Origin of the sequence: Promicromonospora sp. NPDC059942, from assembly GCF_042731755.1 — a bacterium.
GTDB lineage: Bacteria > Actinomycetota > Actinomycetes > Actinomycetales > Cellulomonadaceae > Promicromonospora.
On the sequence record NZ_JBHWLR010000005.1, the window covers coordinates 269,614 to 286,250 of the forward strand.

Annotated in this window: 19 protein-coding genes and 1 riboswitch; of the genes, 5 read left to right on the forward strand and 14 right to left on the reverse strand. The window is 73.7% G+C overall.

From position 1 onward, the window contains the following. Positions 1 to 110 precede the first annotated feature (110 nt). Both ACFV9Q_RS10580 and ACFV9Q_RS10585 read right to left on the reverse strand, forming a co-directional pair. The gene (locus tag ACFV9Q_RS10580; RefSeq protein WP_377234378.1) at positions 111 to 425 is read right to left on the reverse strand and encodes a DMT family transporter; all 315 of its coding nucleotides are present in this window, start codon (positions 423 to 425) and stop codon (positions 111 to 113) included. 12 nt (positions 426 to 437) lie between these two features. Continuing rightward, positions 438 to 500, reverse strand: a riboswitch (guanidine-III (ykkC-III) riboswitch). A 17-nt stretch (positions 501 to 517) separates the two neighbouring features. Next, positions 518 to 844, reverse strand: a complete 327-nt coding sequence (locus ACFV9Q_RS10585; protein WP_377234379.1) for a hypothetical protein — start codon at positions 842 to 844, stop codon at positions 518 to 520. Between the two features lie 252 nt (positions 845 to 1,096). Here ACFV9Q_RS10585 and ACFV9Q_RS10590 point away from each other — a divergent pair, with 252 nt between their 5' ends. Continuing rightward, positions 1,097 to 1,474, forward strand: coding sequence for an SHOCT domain-containing protein (locus ACFV9Q_RS10590; RefSeq protein WP_377229216.1), 378 nt, complete (start codon positions 1,097 to 1,099; stop codon positions 1,472 to 1,474). Positions 1,475 to 1,476: 2 nt separating this feature from the next. Next, positions 1,477 to 2,829: a hypothetical protein gene (locus tag ACFV9Q_RS10595; RefSeq protein ID WP_377234380.1), complete on the forward strand. Its 1,353-nt coding sequence runs from the start codon at positions 1,477 to 1,479 to the stop codon at positions 2,827 to 2,829. Here the strand turns inward: ACFV9Q_RS10595 and ACFV9Q_RS10600 are convergent. The 3 genes from ACFV9Q_RS10600 to ACFV9Q_RS10610 form a co-directional block, all read right to left on the reverse strand. Beyond that, positions 2,774 to 3,877 carry an NAD(P)-binding domain-containing protein gene (locus tag ACFV9Q_RS10600; protein ID WP_377234519.1) on the reverse strand — a complete coding sequence of 368 codons (1,104 nt, stop codon included), beginning with the start codon at positions 3,875 to 3,877 and terminating at the stop codon, positions 2,774 to 2,776. The genes ACFV9Q_RS10595 and ACFV9Q_RS10600 overlap by 56 nt on opposite strands. Before the next feature lie 78 nt (positions 3,878 to 3,955). Continuing rightward, on the reverse strand, positions 3,956 to 4,498 hold the full coding sequence (locus ACFV9Q_RS10605) for a TetR/AcrR family transcriptional regulator (protein ID WP_377234381.1): 543 nt from the start codon (positions 4,496 to 4,498) through the stop codon (positions 3,956 to 3,958). Positions 4,499 to 4,500: 2 nt separating this feature from the next. Next, positions 4,501 to 5,094: a sugar O-acetyltransferase gene (locus ACFV9Q_RS10610; protein WP_377229212.1), complete on the reverse strand. Its 594-nt coding sequence runs from the start codon at positions 5,092 to 5,094 to the stop codon at positions 4,501 to 4,503. A gap of 58 nt (positions 5,095 to 5,152) precedes the next feature. On the opposite strand from ACFV9Q_RS10610, the gene ACFV9Q_RS10615 reads away from it, so the two are divergent. Both ACFV9Q_RS10615 and ACFV9Q_RS10620 read left to right on the forward strand, forming a co-directional pair. Next, entirely contained in the window at positions 5,153 to 6,355 is a 1,203-nt protein-coding gene (locus tag ACFV9Q_RS10615) for an MFS transporter (RefSeq protein WP_377234382.1), read from the forward strand. A gap of 45 nt (positions 6,356 to 6,400) precedes the next feature. Then, the gene (locus ACFV9Q_RS10620) at positions 6,401 to 7,603 is read left to right on the forward strand and encodes an ROK family protein (protein ID WP_377234383.1); all 1,203 of its coding nucleotides are present in this window, start codon (positions 6,401 to 6,403) and stop codon (positions 7,601 to 7,603) included. Between the two features lies 1 nt (position 7,604). Here the strand turns inward: ACFV9Q_RS10620 and ACFV9Q_RS10625 are convergent, their stop codons facing one another. After that, the gene (locus ACFV9Q_RS10625; RefSeq protein ID WP_377234384.1) at positions 7,605 to 8,210 is read right to left on the reverse strand and encodes a flavodoxin family protein; all 606 of its coding nucleotides are present in this window, start codon (positions 8,208 to 8,210) and stop codon (positions 7,605 to 7,607) included. 55 nt (positions 8,211 to 8,265) lie between these two features. Then, positions 8,266 to 8,685, reverse strand: a complete 420-nt coding sequence (locus ACFV9Q_RS10630) for a CBS domain-containing protein (protein WP_377234385.1) — start codon at positions 8,683 to 8,685, stop codon at positions 8,266 to 8,268. A 170-nt stretch (positions 8,686 to 8,855) separates the two neighbouring features. On the opposite strand from ACFV9Q_RS10630, the gene ACFV9Q_RS10635 reads away from it, so the two are divergent. Then, positions 8,856 to 9,821 carry a zinc-dependent alcohol dehydrogenase family protein gene (locus ACFV9Q_RS10635; RefSeq protein ID WP_377234520.1) on the forward strand — a complete coding sequence of 322 codons (966 nt, stop codon included), beginning with the start codon at positions 8,856 to 8,858 and terminating at the stop codon, positions 9,819 to 9,821. A 1-nt stretch (position 9,822) separates the two neighbouring features. Here the strand turns inward: ACFV9Q_RS10635 and ACFV9Q_RS10640 are convergent, their stop codons facing one another. The 7 genes from ACFV9Q_RS10640 to ACFV9Q_RS10670 form a co-directional block, all read right to left on the reverse strand. Beyond that, complete coding sequence (locus ACFV9Q_RS10640) at positions 9,823 to 10,704, reverse strand: alpha/beta fold hydrolase (RefSeq protein ID WP_377234386.1); 882 nt, start codon at positions 10,702 to 10,704, stop codon at positions 9,823 to 9,825. Beyond that, positions 10,701 to 11,573, reverse strand: a complete 873-nt coding sequence (locus tag ACFV9Q_RS10645; protein WP_377234387.1) for an alpha/beta fold hydrolase — start codon at positions 11,571 to 11,573, stop codon at positions 10,701 to 10,703. Before ACFV9Q_RS10645 ends, ACFV9Q_RS10640 begins: the two co-directional genes overlap by 4 nt. 160 nt (positions 11,574 to 11,733) lie before the next feature. Next, on the reverse strand, positions 11,734 to 11,964 hold the full coding sequence (locus tag ACFV9Q_RS10650) for a helix-turn-helix domain-containing protein (protein ID WP_377234388.1): 231 nt from the start codon (positions 11,962 to 11,964) through the stop codon (positions 11,734 to 11,736). Next, a complete protein-coding gene (locus tag ACFV9Q_RS10655; protein ID WP_377234389.1) occupies positions 11,964 to 12,470 on the reverse strand; it encodes a DUF2975 domain-containing protein in 507 nt (168 codons plus the stop codon). The genes ACFV9Q_RS10650 and ACFV9Q_RS10655 overlap by 1 nt, the downstream gene beginning before the upstream one ends. A 52-nt stretch (positions 12,471 to 12,522) precedes the next feature. Beyond that, positions 12,523 to 13,374, reverse strand: coding sequence for an HpcH/HpaI aldolase/citrate lyase family protein (locus ACFV9Q_RS10660; protein WP_377234390.1), 852 nt, complete (start codon positions 13,372 to 13,374; stop codon positions 12,523 to 12,525). Further along, positions 13,371 to 14,579, reverse strand: a complete 1,209-nt coding sequence (locus tag ACFV9Q_RS10665; protein ID WP_377234391.1) for a CaiB/BaiF CoA transferase family protein — start codon at positions 14,577 to 14,579, stop codon at positions 13,371 to 13,373. The genes ACFV9Q_RS10660 and ACFV9Q_RS10665 overlap by 4 nt, the downstream gene beginning before the upstream one ends. Continuing rightward, positions 14,576 to 16,636: an SUMF1/EgtB/PvdO family nonheme iron enzyme gene (locus tag ACFV9Q_RS10670; protein WP_377234392.1), complete on the reverse strand. Its 2,061-nt coding sequence runs from the start codon at positions 16,634 to 16,636 to the stop codon at positions 14,576 to 14,578. The genes ACFV9Q_RS10665 and ACFV9Q_RS10670 overlap by 4 nt, the downstream gene beginning before the upstream one ends. Position 16,637: the final 1 nt, after the last annotated feature.

The window sequence follows — 16,637 nt, forward strand, 5'->3', positions numbered from 1 at the left end:
CGACACACCCAAACCCTACTGTGCCAACGACACAATACCCAGAAAGACAAAAAAAAGAAAGACAGAAGGCAACCATCCAGGACCCCCCCCCCGCTCCTGTGCTCAGTGGGTCAGTGCGTCAGCTTGAGGCCGATCACGCACCCGATCAGGCCCGCGATCAGCAGCACGCGAACCACAGAAACGGGCTCGGCGCCGGTGACCATGGCCCAGACGACGGTGGTCGCGGCGCCGATCCCCACCCAGACGGCGTAGGCGGTGCCCACGGGCAGCTCCCGCAGGGCGAACGCGAGCCCGCCCATGCTGGCGACGAGGGCGACGCCGAAGACGATGCTCGGGACGACGTTGCTGAAACCCTCGGAACGGCTCAGCGTGGTGGCCCAGACGGCCTCGAGAAGGCCGGAGACGACAAGGACGATCCAGGACATGGTGTGCTCCTCAGATGCCGTCTTGTCGCACACCGGGTACGGCAACCCTCGTCCGGGAACCCCTGCGGGTTCTGCCCCTAGTCTCGCACGCCTCAGCCGGCCGGCTCGAAGCTGCGCCCGTCGAACCCGAGGAAGCTGTGCACGTCGGTGGCCGGGAAGGTGAGCGCCCGGCCGGTGCAGTCGGTGCTCTCGTATACCCGGATGCCCGTGGCGGTCTCGTTGAGCTCGGCGTGGACGACGAACGGCAGGGTGGTGCAGCCGGTGCCGGCGTCCGGGTAGGACACGGTCTGGCCGGTGAAGGCACCGGACCAGAACGTGAGGTCACCGTCGGCGGCGGCGGCCGACGTCGGGACGGCGACGGCCAGCAGGCCACCCACTGCGAGGGCGGCGGCGGCGAGGCGCTTCGAGGCTCGGATCATGGTGTTCTCCTTCGAGAAGGTCGGAGTCATGACCGCACTGGCGCGGTCACCAGTACGACGGGATCGGCGGGCGAAAAGTTCACCCGAATCAGGTGATTTATCGCGCCAGCCCCGGCTTTCGTGCCCTCGCGGCCAAAACCTCCCGCTCAGCGCGGGCGCGATGCGGTCCCCGCAGTTACTTTGAAAATGCGGATCGGGCATACCACCGGTGCGTTCCGAAACATCGGAAGGCCGTCGAGAACGGGGCGAGTCATGGATTTCTGGGATTTCTTCTGGCTGATTGTGTACAGCTTCTTCTTCGTGGCGTACCTCATGGTGTTGTTCCAGATCGTCGCGGACCTCTTCCGTGACCACGAGCTGTCCGGCTGGTGGAAGGCCCTGTGGATCATCTTCCTGATCTTCCTCCCGGTCCTCACGGCGCTCGTGTACCTCATCGCCCGCGGCCGCGGCATGGCCGAGCGGAGCGCAGCGGGGATCGCGCAGGCACAGCGCGACACCGAGAGCTACATCCGCGAGGTCGCGTCCGGCCCGTCGCCGTCCGAACAGATCACGAGCGCCAAGGCGCTCCTCGACGCCGGCACCATCACGCCGGCGGAGTTCGAGCGGCTGAAGGCCAAGGCGTTGGTCTGACCGTGACCGAGCCCGCGGCGGAGAACCCGCCCGACGTGACCGCCCGTCTGGCTGCCCTGGAGCGCGAGAACGCCGAGCTCCGGCGGCAGCTGGACGCGGCGCCGCACGCCGGGGCGGGTCCGGCTGTACCGGCGGGTCCACCCAGGAACCGGGCGCGGAGCGCGACCGCCGTCGTCCTGATCCTCCTGGGTGCCCTGCTGGCCCCGGTGGGGGTGGTCGCCGCCTGGGCGGAGCGCACCCTCACCGACACGGACCGCTACGTCGCGACGGTCGCACCCCTGGCCCAGGACCCGGTGGTGCAGCAGGCGGTGGCGGGGCGGATGACCACCGCCGTCATGGAGCAGATCGACGTCGGGGCGCTGCTCAAGGACGTGCAGGACGGCCTGAACGAACGCGACGTCGCCCCGCGGGCCTCGCGGGCGATCACCGCGCTGGAGGGCCCGCTGACCAGCGGCGTGGAGTCGTTCGTCCGCAACGCCGCGGACCGGGTGGTCGAGAGCGACCAGTTCGAGAACGCCTGGGGCCAGGCCAACCGGGTGGCGCACGAGCAGCTCGTGCAGGTCATGCAGGGCAACGGGGGCGACGTCGTCCAGGTGGGCCAGAACGGGCAGCTGACCATCCAGCTCAGCGGGCTGATCGACGTGCTCAAGCAGCGGCTCGTCGACCGCGGCCTCACCCTGGCGGGCAACCTGCCCACCATCAACGCCTCGTTCACCATCATGGAGTCCAGCCAGCTCACCGAGATCCGGAACCGGTACGCCCAGGTCGTCGCCCTCGGCACGTGGCTCCCGTGGATCGTCCTGGTCCTGCTGGGCGCCGGCGTCGCCGCCGCGACGCACCACCTGCGCGCCCTGGTCGTCGCGGGCCTCGCACTGGCCGCCGCGATGGTCGTCCTGGGGATCGGCCTCGCGGTCGGGCGCGGGCTGTATCTCGACGCGCTCAGCGGGAAAGTGATGCGGCTCGACGCCGCGCAGGTCGTGTTCGACCAGCTCGTCTCGTTCCTGCGCGTCACGCTGCGCACCGTGGGCGTGCTCGGCCTGGTCGTCGCCGTCGCCGCCTACCTGGGCGGGTCGAGCGCGTCGGCGCGCGGCCTGCGGTCCGGGATCAGCAAGGGGATGAGCCGTACCCGCCGGTGGGCCGAGGGCCGGGGCGTGTCCACCGGCGCCACGGGCGTCTGGCTCGCCCGCTACCGCGGCGTCGCCCGCGCCGCCGTCATCGCGCTCGGCGCGCTCGTGCTCCTGCTCGCGTCCAGCCCGACGCCGGCGCTGATCGTCGGCGTCGCGGCCGGGGCCGTGGTGCTCATCCTGCTGATCGAGCTGGTTGCGCGGCCGGGAGCCGCCGAACCACCGCCGTGACCGCCTCGCGGCCGGCCCGGTTGGCGCCGACCGTCGACTGCGACGGCCCGAACCCGATGAGGTGCACCCGCGGCTCGTCCGCGACCTGCGTGCCGGCCATGGTGATACCGCCCAGCTCGTTGCGCAGCCCCAGCGGGCCGAGGTGGGCGAGGTCGGCCTTGAAGCCGGTGGCCCAGAGGATCGCGTCGAGCGGCGTCAGGCTCCCGTCGGCCTCGCGGACGCCGTCCGGCTCGATCGCGGTGAACATGGGCCGCCGCTCCAGGGCGCCGCGCTCCTTGGCGGCCAGGGCGTACGGCGTCCAGATCAGCCCCGTGTAGGAGACGACGCTGCCGGTCGGCCGCCCCGCCGCGACGTCGGCCATGACCTTGACGATGGTCTCGCGCCCCAGGGTCTCGCTGCGGAACTCGTCGTGGAAGACCGGCTCGCGCCGCGTGTACCAGCGGGTGGTCGCGACGCGCGAGATCTCCTCCAGGAGCTGGAGCGCCGAGATGCCGCCGCCGACGACGGCGACCCGCTGGCCGGCGAAGTCCTCCGCCCGCACGTAGTCGCGGGTGTGGAGCTGCCGACCGCGGAACGTGTCCTGGCCCGGGTAGCGCGGCAGCACCGGGTTGGTCCAGGTGCCGGTGGCGTTGATGACGGCGCCGGTGGTCCACGAGCCGTGGTCGCTGGTCACCACGAGGTCGCCGGCCGGGTCGTCGTCGGCGCGGCGCACGGCGACCACCCGGACCGGGCGCAGGATCGGGAAGCCGAAGGCCTGCTCGAAGCCCGCGAAGTAGCGCGGGACGGCCAGCCTGCTGGGTTCGGTGGCGTCGACGGCGGGCTGGGCGAGCCCCGGCAGGTCGAAGATCCCGTTGACCGTGGCCATCCGGAGCGACGCCCAGCGGTGCTGCCAGGCGCCCCCGGGCGCCGGGTTGGCGTCCAGCACCACGAAGGTGCGCTCCGCCTCCGGCTGGTCCACGGCGCTCACGAAGCCGCGGCGCTGCAGGTGGTACGCCGCGGAGAGCCCGGCCTGCCCGGCCCCGATCACCACGACGGTCGCCCGCCTCATGTCGCTCACACCGGCCTCACTCACACCAGGCTTACTCACACCAGGGACAACAGCCCCGGGCCCCGGATGTTCCGGCCGTCAGCCGGACGTGATGCGTCGCACGGCCTCGGTGACCGTCTCGGGCGGCGGCGCCTCGGTGTCCAGGGCGCGATGGATGGTCAGCCCCTCGATGAGGGCGTCCAGCATCCGCGCCGTGACCGGGTCGAAGTGCCGCTCCAGCGCCGCCCGGGAGCGCGCCATCCACGCGTTGGTCAGCTCGCGGTAGGCGGGCTCCCGGGACGCGAGCGTGTACAGCTCGTGGGTCAGCACCAGGTCACGCTGGGTGTCGAACACGTCCTCCGTGATGATCGCGACGACGGCCGCCCGGGCGCTCTCCAGGTCGGTCGCGGCGCTCATCCGCCGCTCGAACCCGTCGCTGCCGGCCCGCGCGAACCGGCCGAACGCCTCGCGCAGCAGCTCGTCCATCCCCGCGAAGTGGTAGGTCATCGAGCCGAGCGGCACGTCGGCGGCCGCCGCGACCTTGCGGTGCGAGACGCCGGCGACCCCCACCTCGGCGATCAGGTCGAGGCAGACGTCGATGATCCGGCTCCTGCGGTCGGGGTCGTGCCGGCGCCCGGTCACGGTCAGCCCTCGGTGATGTCACGGACCACGCGGGCGGGGTTGCCCACGGCGACGACGTTCGCCGGCAGGTCGCGCGTGACGACGGCGCCTGCGCCGACCACCGTGTTGTCCCCGATGGTCACCCCGGGGCAGACGATCACGCCGCCGCCGAGCCAGACGTTGTCGCCGATCGTGATGGGCAGCGCGGCCTCCAGCTTGTCCCGGCGCGGGGTGGGCTCCACGGGGTGGGTCGGCGTGAGGAGCTGCACGTTCGGCCCGATCTGGCAGTCGGCGCCGATCGTGATCGTCGCGACGTCCAGCGCCATGAGGTTGTAGTTGGCGAAGGTGCGCGGGCCGACGTGGATGTTCCCGCCGTAGTCGACGAACAGCGGCGGCTTGATGAACGCGTCCTCGCCCAGGGTGCCGAGCAGGTCGTCCAGGATCGCGCGGGCGCCGTCGTCGTCGGCCACCACCGCGCGGTGGTAGGCGTCGGCGAGGGCGAGGCCGCGCTGGGCGAGGCGGACGCTCTCCGGGTCCTGACCGCCGATGTAGAGGTCGCCGGCGAGCATGCGCTCGTGGTGGGTGCGGGGGTCGCCGGCGAAGTAGTCGTGAGCCATGGGGACAGCGTAGCGGGCGATGTGTACGACCGTACGTAACGCGGGTACGCTCGTGCGCATGTCGCTCCCCCAGGACACCCGTCCGCCGCTCGCCGTCCGGCGCGCCCGCGCCGCCGTCGGCGCGCTGTTCCTGACCAACGGCGCCCTGTACGCCAACCTGGTGCCCCGCCTGCCGGAGATCAAGACCGCGCTCGACCTCGACAACGCGGCCTACGGCCTGGCCATCGCCGCGTTCCCGACCGGCGCGATCGTCTCGGGCCTCGGCGCCGGGTACATGGTGCGGCGCTTCGGGTCGGCGCGCGTCGCCGTCGTCGGCACCGTCCTGACGGGCCTGGGCACGCTGGCGGCCGGCCTCGCGCCGTCGTTCGCCCTGCTCGTGGCCGCCCTGTTCCTCGGCGGCGCGTCCGACTCGATCACCGACGTGGGCCAGAACACCCACGGCCTGCGCGTGCAGCGCCGGTACGGGCGGTCCATCATCAACGGCTTCCACGCCGTGTGGTCCATCGGCGCCGTGCTGGGCGGGTCCATGGCCGCGGGCGCCATCGCGCTCGGCCTGCCGCTGGACGTGCACCTGGGCATCTCGCTGGGGATCTTCGCGGTCGTGGCGGTCGTCGCCCTGCGGTTCCTCCTGCCAGGCCGGGACGACGAGGCCGCCGACGAGGCGGGTTCTCCCGCGGCCGCCCGTCTCCGCGGGCCGCGCCTGAGCGTGCGCACCCTGGCGATCGTCGCCGCGCTCGTGCTCATCGGCATCGGTGGCGCCCTCGTGGAGGACGCCGGCAGCTCGTGGGCCACCCTCTACCTCTCGACCGACCTCGGCGCCCCGGCCGCGCTCGCCGCGACGGCCTACGTGTCGCTCGTCGGCGCCCAGACCGTGGGCCGCCTGCTGGGCGACCGCCTGGTGGACCGGTTCGGCCAGCGCACGGTCGCCTGCGCGGGTGGCGTGATCATCGCGCTCGGCATGGGGCTGGCCCTCGCCTGGCCCACGGTGCCCGGCACGATCGGCGGGTTCGCCGCCGCGGGCTTCGGCAGCGCGACGCTCATCCCGGCCGCCATGCACGAGGCCGACGAGCTGCCCGGGCTGCGCCCCGGCACCGGCCTGACCATCGTGTCCTGGCTGCTGCGGCTCGGGTTCCTGCTCTCCCCGCCCCTGGTCGGCCTGGTCGCCGACGACGTGGGCCTGCGCACGGGTCTGCTGGTGGTGCCGATCGCGGGCGTCCTGGTCGTGGCCCTGTCCGGGGTGCTGCGGCGGCGTGCCACCTAGACGCCGTGCCACATGGACGCCGTGCCACATGGATAGGGTCGTGACATGTCCGCGAGATCAGCCGCACCTGCCCTCAGCCCGGCGGGGACGCGCGTCTTCCAGGAGCTGGTCCGGAACGGTGACGCCTCACGGACCGCCCTGGCGCGCGACACCGGCCTGACGCCGGGCGCCATCACGCGCGCGGTGCGCCCGCTCCTGGAGGCGGGGCTCCTGCTGGAGACCGGCGACCGCGCGTCGTCCGACGGCGCCCTGGGGCGGCCCGCCACGATGGTGACGCTCCAGGCGGAGGCGTACCAGTCGATCGGTGTGAAGGTCACCGCCGACCAGCTCTTCGGCGTGGTCTGCGACCTGCGCTGCCAGGTGCTGGACGAGGTCACGGTGCCGGTGCGCGACCACGGCGCCGACGCGATCGTCGAGCAGATCGTGGAGCTCGTGGACGGCCTGCGGGCCGGCCGGCCCGCGGTCGGCAGCGTCGGCCTGGCCGTCTCGGGCGACGTCGACGCCGTCTCCGGGCACGTGGCCTACTCGCCGTTCCTGGCCTGGCGCGACGTGCCGCTCGGCACGGAGGTCGCCCGGCGCACCGGGCTCACGACGACGGTCGAGAACGACGTGCGCGCGCTCCTGACCGGCGAGCGCTGGTACGGGGTGGGCCGCGGGATCTCGTCGCTGGCGCTCGTCACGGTCGGCACCGGCATCGGGTGCGCGCTGCTGGTCAACGGGCAGGTGGTGCACGGCGGGTTCGGCGTGGCGGGCGAGGTGGGCCACGTGCTCGTCGACCCCGAGGGGCCCCTGTGCCACTGCGGCAACCGGGGGTGCGTCGAGGCCATCGCGGGGTCGGCCGGGATCCTGGGGCGCATGGCGGAGGCCGGGTTCGACGGGCTCGGCATCGGCGACGTCGCGGACCTCGCCCGCTCGGGCCAGCCCGACGCAGTGCGGGTGCTCGCCGACGCAGGCCGCGCCGTCGGCATCGGCATCGCCACGATCGCCAACCTGCTGGGCGCCCAGCACATCGTGATCACGGGCGAGGCGATCGGCAGCCGGTCCGGGCCGGCCGCCGGTGACGCGCCGGTCGACGAGCAGGACTACGACGTCATGGACCCGCACGTGCGCAGCGCGTTCGAGGAGCGGGCCTTCGGCTCCGCCGCGCGCTCGGCGATCGAGCTGCGGCCGCTGCGGTTCGTGGACTGGGCCCGGGGCGCGGCGGCGTGCGCCGTCGAGCACTTCGTGACGAGCTACGGGCGGTCGTGAGTCAGTCTTCCTGCGGCGGCACGGGGTAGGCCGCGAGCGCCGACGCGACGGCGTGCAGGTTGTGGGCCATGAGGCGGCCGGTGCTGTGCGACCACTCGTGCCCGTGCTCGGTGTCGGGGTACTCGTCGCCAGGGCCGGGGCCCTGGTTCCAGTAGGTCCAGGCCTGGCCGGGGACGGTGTACCCGATGTCGCCGAGCGCGCCGCTGATCTCGGAGATCACGTGGTGCGCGCCGTCCTCGTTGCCGGTGACGACCACGCCCGCGACCCTGTTGTAGGCGACGGGTGTGCCGTCGGACGACGTCTCCGACAGCATCGCGTCCATCCGTTCGAGCATGCGCTGCGCGATCGAGGAAGGCCGGCCGACCCACGTCGGGGTGACGACCACGAGGATCTCGGCGTCGAGCAGCCGCTCGTGCACGCCGGGCCACGCGTCGCCGTCGCCCAGGTCGGTGACCACCCCGGGGGGCACGTCGAGGTCGGCGAGGCGGATGTGGTCGACGGCCACGCCCCGCTCCTGGAGCGCGCCTGCGACCACCCCGGCGAGCGCCTCGGTGTTGGACGGTTCGGGGGACGGCTTGAGGGTGCAGCTGATGAACAGGGCCTTCATGGGTCTCCTCGGTCGTTCGCTCGTCAGTCGTTCGGCTCGTCAGTCGTTCGGCTCGTCAGTCGTTCGGCTCGGCGCGGGAGATGTCGGCCAGGGCCGACGTCGGGTCCCGTTCGACGGCGAGGTCCCCGATCGAGAGGATCCCGACGGCGACGTCGCCGTCGACCACGGGGATGCGCCGGACGGCGGCGCTGCGCATCATCTCGGCGGCCGCCTCCACGGGGACGTCGGGGCCGACGGTGACGAGCTCCTCGCTGGCCACCTCGCCGACCATCGCCTCGAGGCCGAGCCCTTCGGCGAGGCCGCGGACCACCAGGTCGCGGTCGGTGACGATCCCGATGACGGTGGGCCCGGCCCGGACCACCAGGGCGCCGACGTCGTGGTCGGCCATCGCCCGCGCGGCGGACTGGAACGTCTCGGACATGCCGATGGTGGTCGGCGCCGGTGTCATGACATCGGCGACGGTCTGCTGGGCCATGGCGCGCTCCTTCCTGGGTGCGGCCGGTGGGGGGTGACCGGCCTGTGTCCACCGTGCGGTGGGGCGCGCCCACTCGCACGCCGTCCGTCATGTGAGGCAAACGTCGGGCGGCCGCTCTCACTTTCCCGAAGTGGACGCAGGCGTCCGTTAGCGTCGCCGGCGTGACCAGAATGATGCGAGCAGTGACGATCGAGCAGTTCGGCGACCCGAGCGGGATGGTCGTGGGCGAGGCCCCCGCGCCGGCTCCCGGGCCGGGGCAGGTGGTGATCGAGACCGAGGCGATCGGTGTGGGCGGCGTCGACGCCGTCATCCGGCGCGGGACGCTCAGCGGGTGGGGCTTCAGCCCCGGGCTGGTCCCCGGCAGCGAGGTCGCCGGCCGGGTGACGGCGGCCGGCGCCGACGTCGACCCGGCGTGGGTGGGACGCCGGGTCTGGGCGTTCACCGGCACGAGCGGGGGTTACGTCGAGCAGGCGGTCGCCCGGGTGGAGGACGTCGCCGAGCTGCCCGAGGGGCTCTCGCCGGTCGACGCGGTCACCCTCGGGAGCTCGGCGCCCGTGGCGCACTTCGCGCTGACGCACGCGCACCTCACGCCCGGGGAGTCCGTGCTGGTGCGCGGTGCGGCCGGGAGCATCGGCATCGCGGCCGTCGAGCTCGCGGCCCACGGCGGCGCGAGCGCCGTCGCGGTGACGACGTCGTCGGCCGAACGGGGCGAGCGCCTGCGGGCGCTCGGGGCCACGCACGTGCTCGACCGCGCAGGCGAGGGCGACCCGGACGCCCCCGCGGGCTACGACGTGATCATCGACATCGTGGGCGGGCCCGGTACCCCCGACTTCATCGACCGGCTCGCGCCGAACGGGCGTCTGGTCGTGGTCGGCGCGATCGCGGGGATGCCACCCGCGGACTTCGGCACGCGCCTCCTGGGTGCGTTCCAGCAGTCGCGCACGTTCTCGACGTTCAGCCTCGATACCGCGCCCGCGGCGGCCCTGGAGGTCGTCCGCGCGAAGCAGTTCGCCGCCGCGGCGCGCGGCGAGCTGCACGCCGTCGTCCACGAGGTGCTGCCCCTGGACCAGGCGGCCGAGGCCCACCGCCGGATGGACGCGGGCACCGTGTTCGGGCGGATCGTGCTGGTGCCGTGACTCAGGCGCGCGCCGCCAGGTCGCGCACGTGCCCCACGATCTCGGGCCACAGCTCCTCCGGCAGCGCGTGCCCCATCCCGGGATAGGTGCGCAGGACGGCTCCCGGGATCTGACGTGCGATGTCCCGGCCGGCGGCGACCCGGACGAGCGGGTCGTCCCCGCCGGCGATCACCAGGGTCGGGACTCGCACCGTCGACAGGGACGGCAGCCGGAAGGTCCGGGCCGTCGCGGTCTGCCGCTGCGCGGAGCGTGGGTCGCGAGGGCTCCTCCGGTGGCTGAGGTCCGCGGTCTCGCGGGCCCACTGCTCCGGGAACGGGTAGCCCTGCGCGTACATCGCCCGATAGATCGCGACCAGGAGCTCGGCAGGGTCGTCCTGGGCTGCCCGGCCCAGGCCGGCCAGCCGGGGGAAGGTGCCCAGGTGCAGGTAGGACAGCGTGCGGAGCGACCCGGCCGTCACGGGCGGCCCCGTCACGCTGACCATGGAGCGCACCCGCGCCGGGCGGTCGAGGGTCAGCGCCTGGGCCAGGCCGGCGCCCATCGAGGCGCCCATGACGTGCGCCGCGTCCCAGCCGACGGCGTCGAGCACCGCCTCGATGTCGTCGAGCATGTCCGCGCCCGTGTAGACGGGCCGGGTGCCGCCGAGGAGCGCCCGGAACGGGTGGTCGTCCGTGGGCGACTCGAAGTGGGTGGAGAGCCCGGTGTCGCGGTTGTCGAAGCGCACGACGGCGAAGCCCGCCTCGACGAACTGCCGGCAGAGGTCGTCCGCCCACCAGACCATCTGGAAGTCCAGGCCCATGATCAGCAGCAGGGGCTCGCCCGTGGCGAGGTCGCCGAACGACTCGTAGGCGATCTCGACGTCGCCGTTGCGGGCGTAGCGGGTCACGGTTCGAGCCTGCCGAGGAAGTCGCGGACCAGCGGGACCACCTCGTCGAGGTGGGTCTCGAGCAGCCAGTGGCCGCCCCCGAGGAGGTGCAGCTCGGCGTCCGGGAGGTCGCGGCGGTAGGCCGTGGCCGCGCCCTCGGGCATGTAGCCGTCGTGCGGGCCCCACACGATCAGGGTGCGCGGCCGGTGTTCCCGGAGGTACGCGCGCTCGCGGGGGAACCACGCCAGGGTTGAGGGCTGGTCCTCCAGGAGCTGGACCAGGTTGGCCTGGCGTTCCGGCGTGGACAGCAGCGCCCAGTGCAGGGTCCACAGGTCGGGCGGGATGCGGTCGGCGACGCCGTCGGGCAGCTCCCCGGCGAACTCGTCGCGGAACCCGTCGAGGCTGACGTGCTCGGCGTAGGCGCGGCGGGCACCGGGGCCGGGGTGCTCCCAGAGCTTGCGGAGGACGTCGTACTTGGGCCCGAACTCGTCCTCGTAGACGTCCCCGTTCTGGATCACCAGGCCGGACACCCGGTCGGGGGCCGACATCGCGAGCCGGAACCCGAGCTGGGAGCCGTAGTCGTGCAGCCAGATCGCGTAGCGGTCCAGACCCAGGGCGTCGACGAAGTCGGCCAGGAAGTCCGAGTGGGCGTCGAAGGTGTACCCGAAGTCCTCGGCCGGCGGGGTCGCGCTGTAGCCGAAGCCGGGAAGGTCGGGCGCGACCGTGCGCCAGCGGTCGCTCAGGGCGGTCATCAGGTTCCGGTAGACGAAGGACGACCCGGGGTAACCGTGCGGCAGGAGGAGCAGCGGCGCGTCGGCCGGCCCCGCCTCCCGGTAGAAGACGTCGATCCCGTTCACGTCGAGGCGGCGGTGCCGGATCGGCGTGCTCATCTGGGCCTCCCTGCTGCCGCGGGGCGGCGGTTTGCGGGAATGGTCTTCTACCGTGCCATACGGGGCTTCCGTCCGCCGGGGCTTTTTCGGTCAGGGGCGGTGCGCCCAGGAAAGGTCGGCGGTGCGCCAGCCTCCCGTCAAGCCTTCCGCCAGGCCGGCGTCAGCCCTCCGGAGCCCCCGCACCATCTCCCGGCTCGTACCGGATCAGGTCCCCCGGCTGGCACTCGAGCACCGCGCAGAGCGCGTCGAGCGTCGTGAACCGGACCGCCTTCGCGCGGCCGTTCTTCAGGACCGCGAGGTTCGCCGGCGTGATCCCGACCCGCTCGGCGAGCTCCCCCACCGACATCTTGCGGCGCGCGAGCATCACGTCGATGTCGACGACGATCGGCATCAGATCACCTCGGCCAGCTCGGCGCGCAGCGCCGTGGCCTCGCCCTTCCACGCGACGGCCTTGACCAGGAGGCCCCGCAGCACGACCACCAGCAGCGCGACGCCGACGGCGAGCACGGCGCAGCCGACCAGCGTCAGGAAGATCCCGGGCGGGACACCGGTGTCCCGGGTCTGCACCAGGAGCCAGACCAGCAGGCCCACCGCGACGGCGGCCGCGACGACCGCCGACCAGGTCATCGAGTCGACCCACCGGAACGCGCTCGGCGAGAAGACCGCATCCCGCCGGGCCATCCCCACGAGCCGCCAGACGCAGACGAGCACCGCCTGCAGGGGCACCAGCCCGATCGCCGACACGACGAGCGTCGGCACCCGCAGGGCGGCAGCCTCGGGGTAGCTCGCCTGCAGCGTCCACGCCATGTCCGGCAGGACCACCAGCTGCGTCAGCAGCGCCCCGAGGACGAGCAGCACGATCACTACGCGGAGCAAGCCTGTCGTGACCGGGTTCATGAGCGCCTCCTATCGTGAAACGATAGAAACCTATCGCTTCACGAGAGGAACCTCAAGAGCCACCCAGCTCCACCACCCACCGCGCCCGCTCCACCATCGCCACGTCGAGGAACGTCCCGTCCGCAAGGGCCACGGCCCCCACACCCTCCGCAGCGGCACCACGCACCCGCTCCAGCACCTCCCGCGCGGCAGCCACCTCCGAGGCCGACGGCAGGAACGCCGCCCGGATCGTATCGAGCTGCCCCGGATGGATCGCCGTCCGCCCCGAGAAACCCAGCCCGCGCCCCACCAGGCACGACGCCGCCAGCCCGTCCAGGTCCCGCACGTTCGTGTACGCCGACATCACCGGCGGCACCAGCCCCGCCGCCCGGGCCGCGACCACCACACGGCTGCGCGCCCAGGTCAGGCCCGCGTCGTCGGAGACCCGCAGGTCGGAGCGCAGGTCCGCCTCCCCCAGCCCGATCGACCGCACCTGCGGCGACGCCGTCGCCAGCTCGAAGGCCCGCTCGACGCCGAGCGCCGTCTCGACCAGCAGGTGCAGCGCCCGGCCGGGCAGCGCGGCCGCGAGGTCCCGCACCTCGGCGGCCGACTCCACCTTGGGCACCCGGGCGCCGACCGCGATCGGCAGGGCCGCGAGCATCGCGACGTCGTCGGTGTGCCACGGGCTGCTGCCGTGGTTGATCCGCACCTGGACCGGCCGCCCGGAGACAACGGCCAGGAGACGCCCCGCGTTCTCCCGCGCCTCCGCCTTGCGCGACGGCGCGACCGCGTCCTCCAGGTCGATGAGCACCGCGTCGGCGTCCGAGGCGAGCGCCTTGGCCACCCGGTCGGGCCGGTCGGCGGGCACGTAGAGCAGGGTCAACGACGCGCCCCCGCGCGGCCCGGCCCCGGCATCCCCGCTCATACCGCCCCCTGCTCCCGCAGCTCCGCCACGCGCTCGGCGGAGAAGCCGAGCTCCCCCAGCACCTCGTCGGTGTCCGCGCCGTGCGGCCGGCCGGTGAACTGGATGACGCCGTCGTTCTCCGAGAGCCGGAACAGCGGCCCCTGCATGAGCATCGGCCCCAGCTCGGGGTCCTCGATCTCGTGGATGGTCCCGAGCGCCCGGAACTGGGGGTCGGCCACGATGTCCCGCGCGTCGTACACGGGGGCGACGGCGGCCTGGGCCTCCTCGAACGCCTTGACCACCTCGTCCCGCGTGCGCTCGGCGATCCAGCCGCCGACGGCGTCGTCGAGCTCGTCCGCGTGCCGCGCCCGGTCCACGCCGCGCGCGAACCAGGGCTCGTCCACCAGCTCGGGCCGCCCGACCAGCCGCACCACCCGCTCCGCGATCGACTGCGCCGAGGTGGAGACCGCCACCCAGTGCCCGTCGCTCGTGCGGTAGGTGTTGCGCGGCGCGTTGTTGCTCGACCGGTTGCCCGTGCGCGCCTGCACCGTCCCGAGCTGGTCCCAGCGCGTGATCTGCGGCCCGAGCATCGCGAGGATGGGCTCGACGATCGCGGTGTCCACGACCTGCCCGCGCCCGGTCCGGTCGCGCGCCGAGAGCGCCGTCATGATCGCGAACGCGGTGGCGAGCGACGCGACGCCGTCGGCCAGGCCGAAGGGCGGCAGCGTGGGCGGGCCGTCGGCCTCGCCGGTCATCGCCGCGAACCCGCTCATCGCCTCCGCGAGCGTGCCGAACCCCGGGCGCGTCCGGTACGGGCCGGTCTGGCCGAAGCCCGAGACCCGGGCGAGCACCAGGCGCGGGTTGCGCGCCGACAGCTCCTCGTAGCCCAGGCCCCAGCGTTCGAGCGTGCCCGGACGGAAGTTCTCGATCACCACGTCGGCCCGCTCCGCCAGCGCGAGGAACACCTCGCGCCCGCCGGCCGAACCGAGGTTCGCGGTGACGGTGCGCTTGTTGCGGCCCAGCGTCTTCCACCAGAGGTTGACGCCGTCCTTCGCGGCCCCGTGCGTGCGCGACGGGTCGGCCTTGAGCGGGTGCTCCACCTTGATGACGGAGGCGCCCAGGTCACCCAGGTGCATCGCCGCCATCGGCCCCGCGAACAGCGTGGACGCGTCCACGACGCGCAGGCCGGCCAGGGCGCCGACTGCGGGATCGCGCGACACGCTCATGCCGACACCTCCCATGCGCAGCGGAACCCCACCGTGGCGCTCCGGGCGAGCCCGAGCCCCGGGAGCAGCAGCTTCACCGAGTAGTCCGGCGCGTGCCGCCCGCCCTCGACGTACCAGTCGGAGTCCGGTGCGCGGTAGTCGCTGCCGCCCTTGAGCAAAACGAACCGGGTGCGGCCGTCGCTGTGCTCGCTCTCGGTCCAGCTCCAGACGGCGACCCCGCGCCGCTCCACCCCGAACGACGACGGCGCGGCCTCCCCCGCGAGCTGCCACTCGTCCTCGGTGGGCAGCCGCCCGCCGCGCCACGCGCAGTAGGCGCGGGCGTCGTCGAGGTCGACGTAGGTGACCGGCTCGCCCTCGGTGCCTGCGGCCGGGCTCCCGTCGTCCCAGTGCGCGAGGAACCGGTGCGGCTCGGCGGGCGCGTAACCCGTCGCCTCCAGGAACTCCGCGAACTGCGCGTTCGTCACCTCGGTCTCCGCGACCGCGACCGGCGTCGCGAGGACGCCGTCACGCTGGAGCGTCCGCGCGTCGTGCAGGCGCGGCGGCAGCGGCTTCCACTCGTCCACGTACGGCGCGCCCTGGTACATCCCCGTCTCCCGGGCGCGGTAGCGCACGGTGAGCACGTAGTCGCCCGCGGGGACGACGACGGCGTCCGGCTCGGGCGTGGCCGACGACGGGGCCGACCCGACAGGCGTGTAGGTCAAGGGAGCCACCTGGGCGCCCGACCCTCCGACCCGACGCGCGATCCGGTGCGGGAACCGGGCGTCGGCGTCGTGCGGCATCCTGCGCAGGGCGTCGAGCAGGTCCGGCAGCCAGGCGGGATCCGCGACGCCGTCGGCGACGTGCAGCAGGGCCGCGATGCCGCGGCCGGGCACGACGACGTCCCCGGCGGCCGACGGCTCGGTGAGCGGAACGAGCCGCCCGGCCGCCCGCTCCAGCGCGTCCGCGGCCAGCACCGGGCCCGCGTAGTCCGCGTCGCCCCGGTTGACGAGTGTCCACAGGGTCACGCCGTCCAGTTCCCACCGCGACGCGTACACGCCCGCAGCCTCGGCCTCCGGAGAAAGCGGCGCCAGCGGCGTCCACCCGCCGTCGAGGAGCAGGTCGCCGGCGGCGCGCTGGACCGTGACGAGGCGGCGCACGGTCGCGGCGTCCCGCCGGGACCACCCGACCCACACCCCGAAAACGACCTCCCACACCATCACGCCCACGCCGTTCAGCCACGCGGACTGGAGCTCCTCGGAGTGGTCGCGGTGCCAGCGCCGCACGTGGTGCTGCATGTGCCGGCGCTCGTACCAGTGCGCCCGCAGCACGCCGGGCACCGGCGAGTCGGCGAAGAACTGCGCCCACGAGGAGGAGTGGTCCTCGATGCGCTCGACCGGCAGCTTGGACTCGCCCTCCAGCACGATCCCGGGCCGCGCCGCCTCCAGGCGCGCGACCAGCTCGGGCTCGGCCTTCTTCAGGGTATCCAGGAAGACGCCGTCCGCCCCGAGCTCGCGCACGACCGCGGCGAGCTCCGTGAGGTCGTCCGCCCCGCGCCGCGTGCCGACGTCCCACGGGTTGTAGTCGACGAAGACGTGCAGCCCGGCCTCGTGGAACGTCGCCACGAGCGCGGCCAGCCCGGGCACGTCGCGGTAGAAGTCCCACTGGTTGCGGTCGTCCAGCCCGATCACGGGGTAGGCGTGCCACAGCACGACGGCGTCCAGCCCGCCGAACCGCTCCCGGGCGTCGGCGAGGAACCGCTCCGGCGTGAACCGCTCCTCCTCGAACGAGTAGAGCAGCTCGTCCCACAGCCAGACCTGCGCCACCGTGCTGCACCGGGCCGCCCACGCGGCCTCCGGGCGCGCGTAGGCGGCGCCGGTGTAGCCGTGCCGGGCGCGGGCGTCGGACCGCCAGGCCCGCAGCGTCTCGCGCCAGGCTGGGCGGTCGGCCGGGTCGGCGGGCCCCGAGAAGATCTTGGCCTGGTCGAGCGCCTCGCTCAGGTCCGGGGTCAGGGGGCCGACGGCGACCTCCGTGGGCCGGTCGATCGGCCGCGGGACCAGGGGGTCGAACGTGTAGCTCATG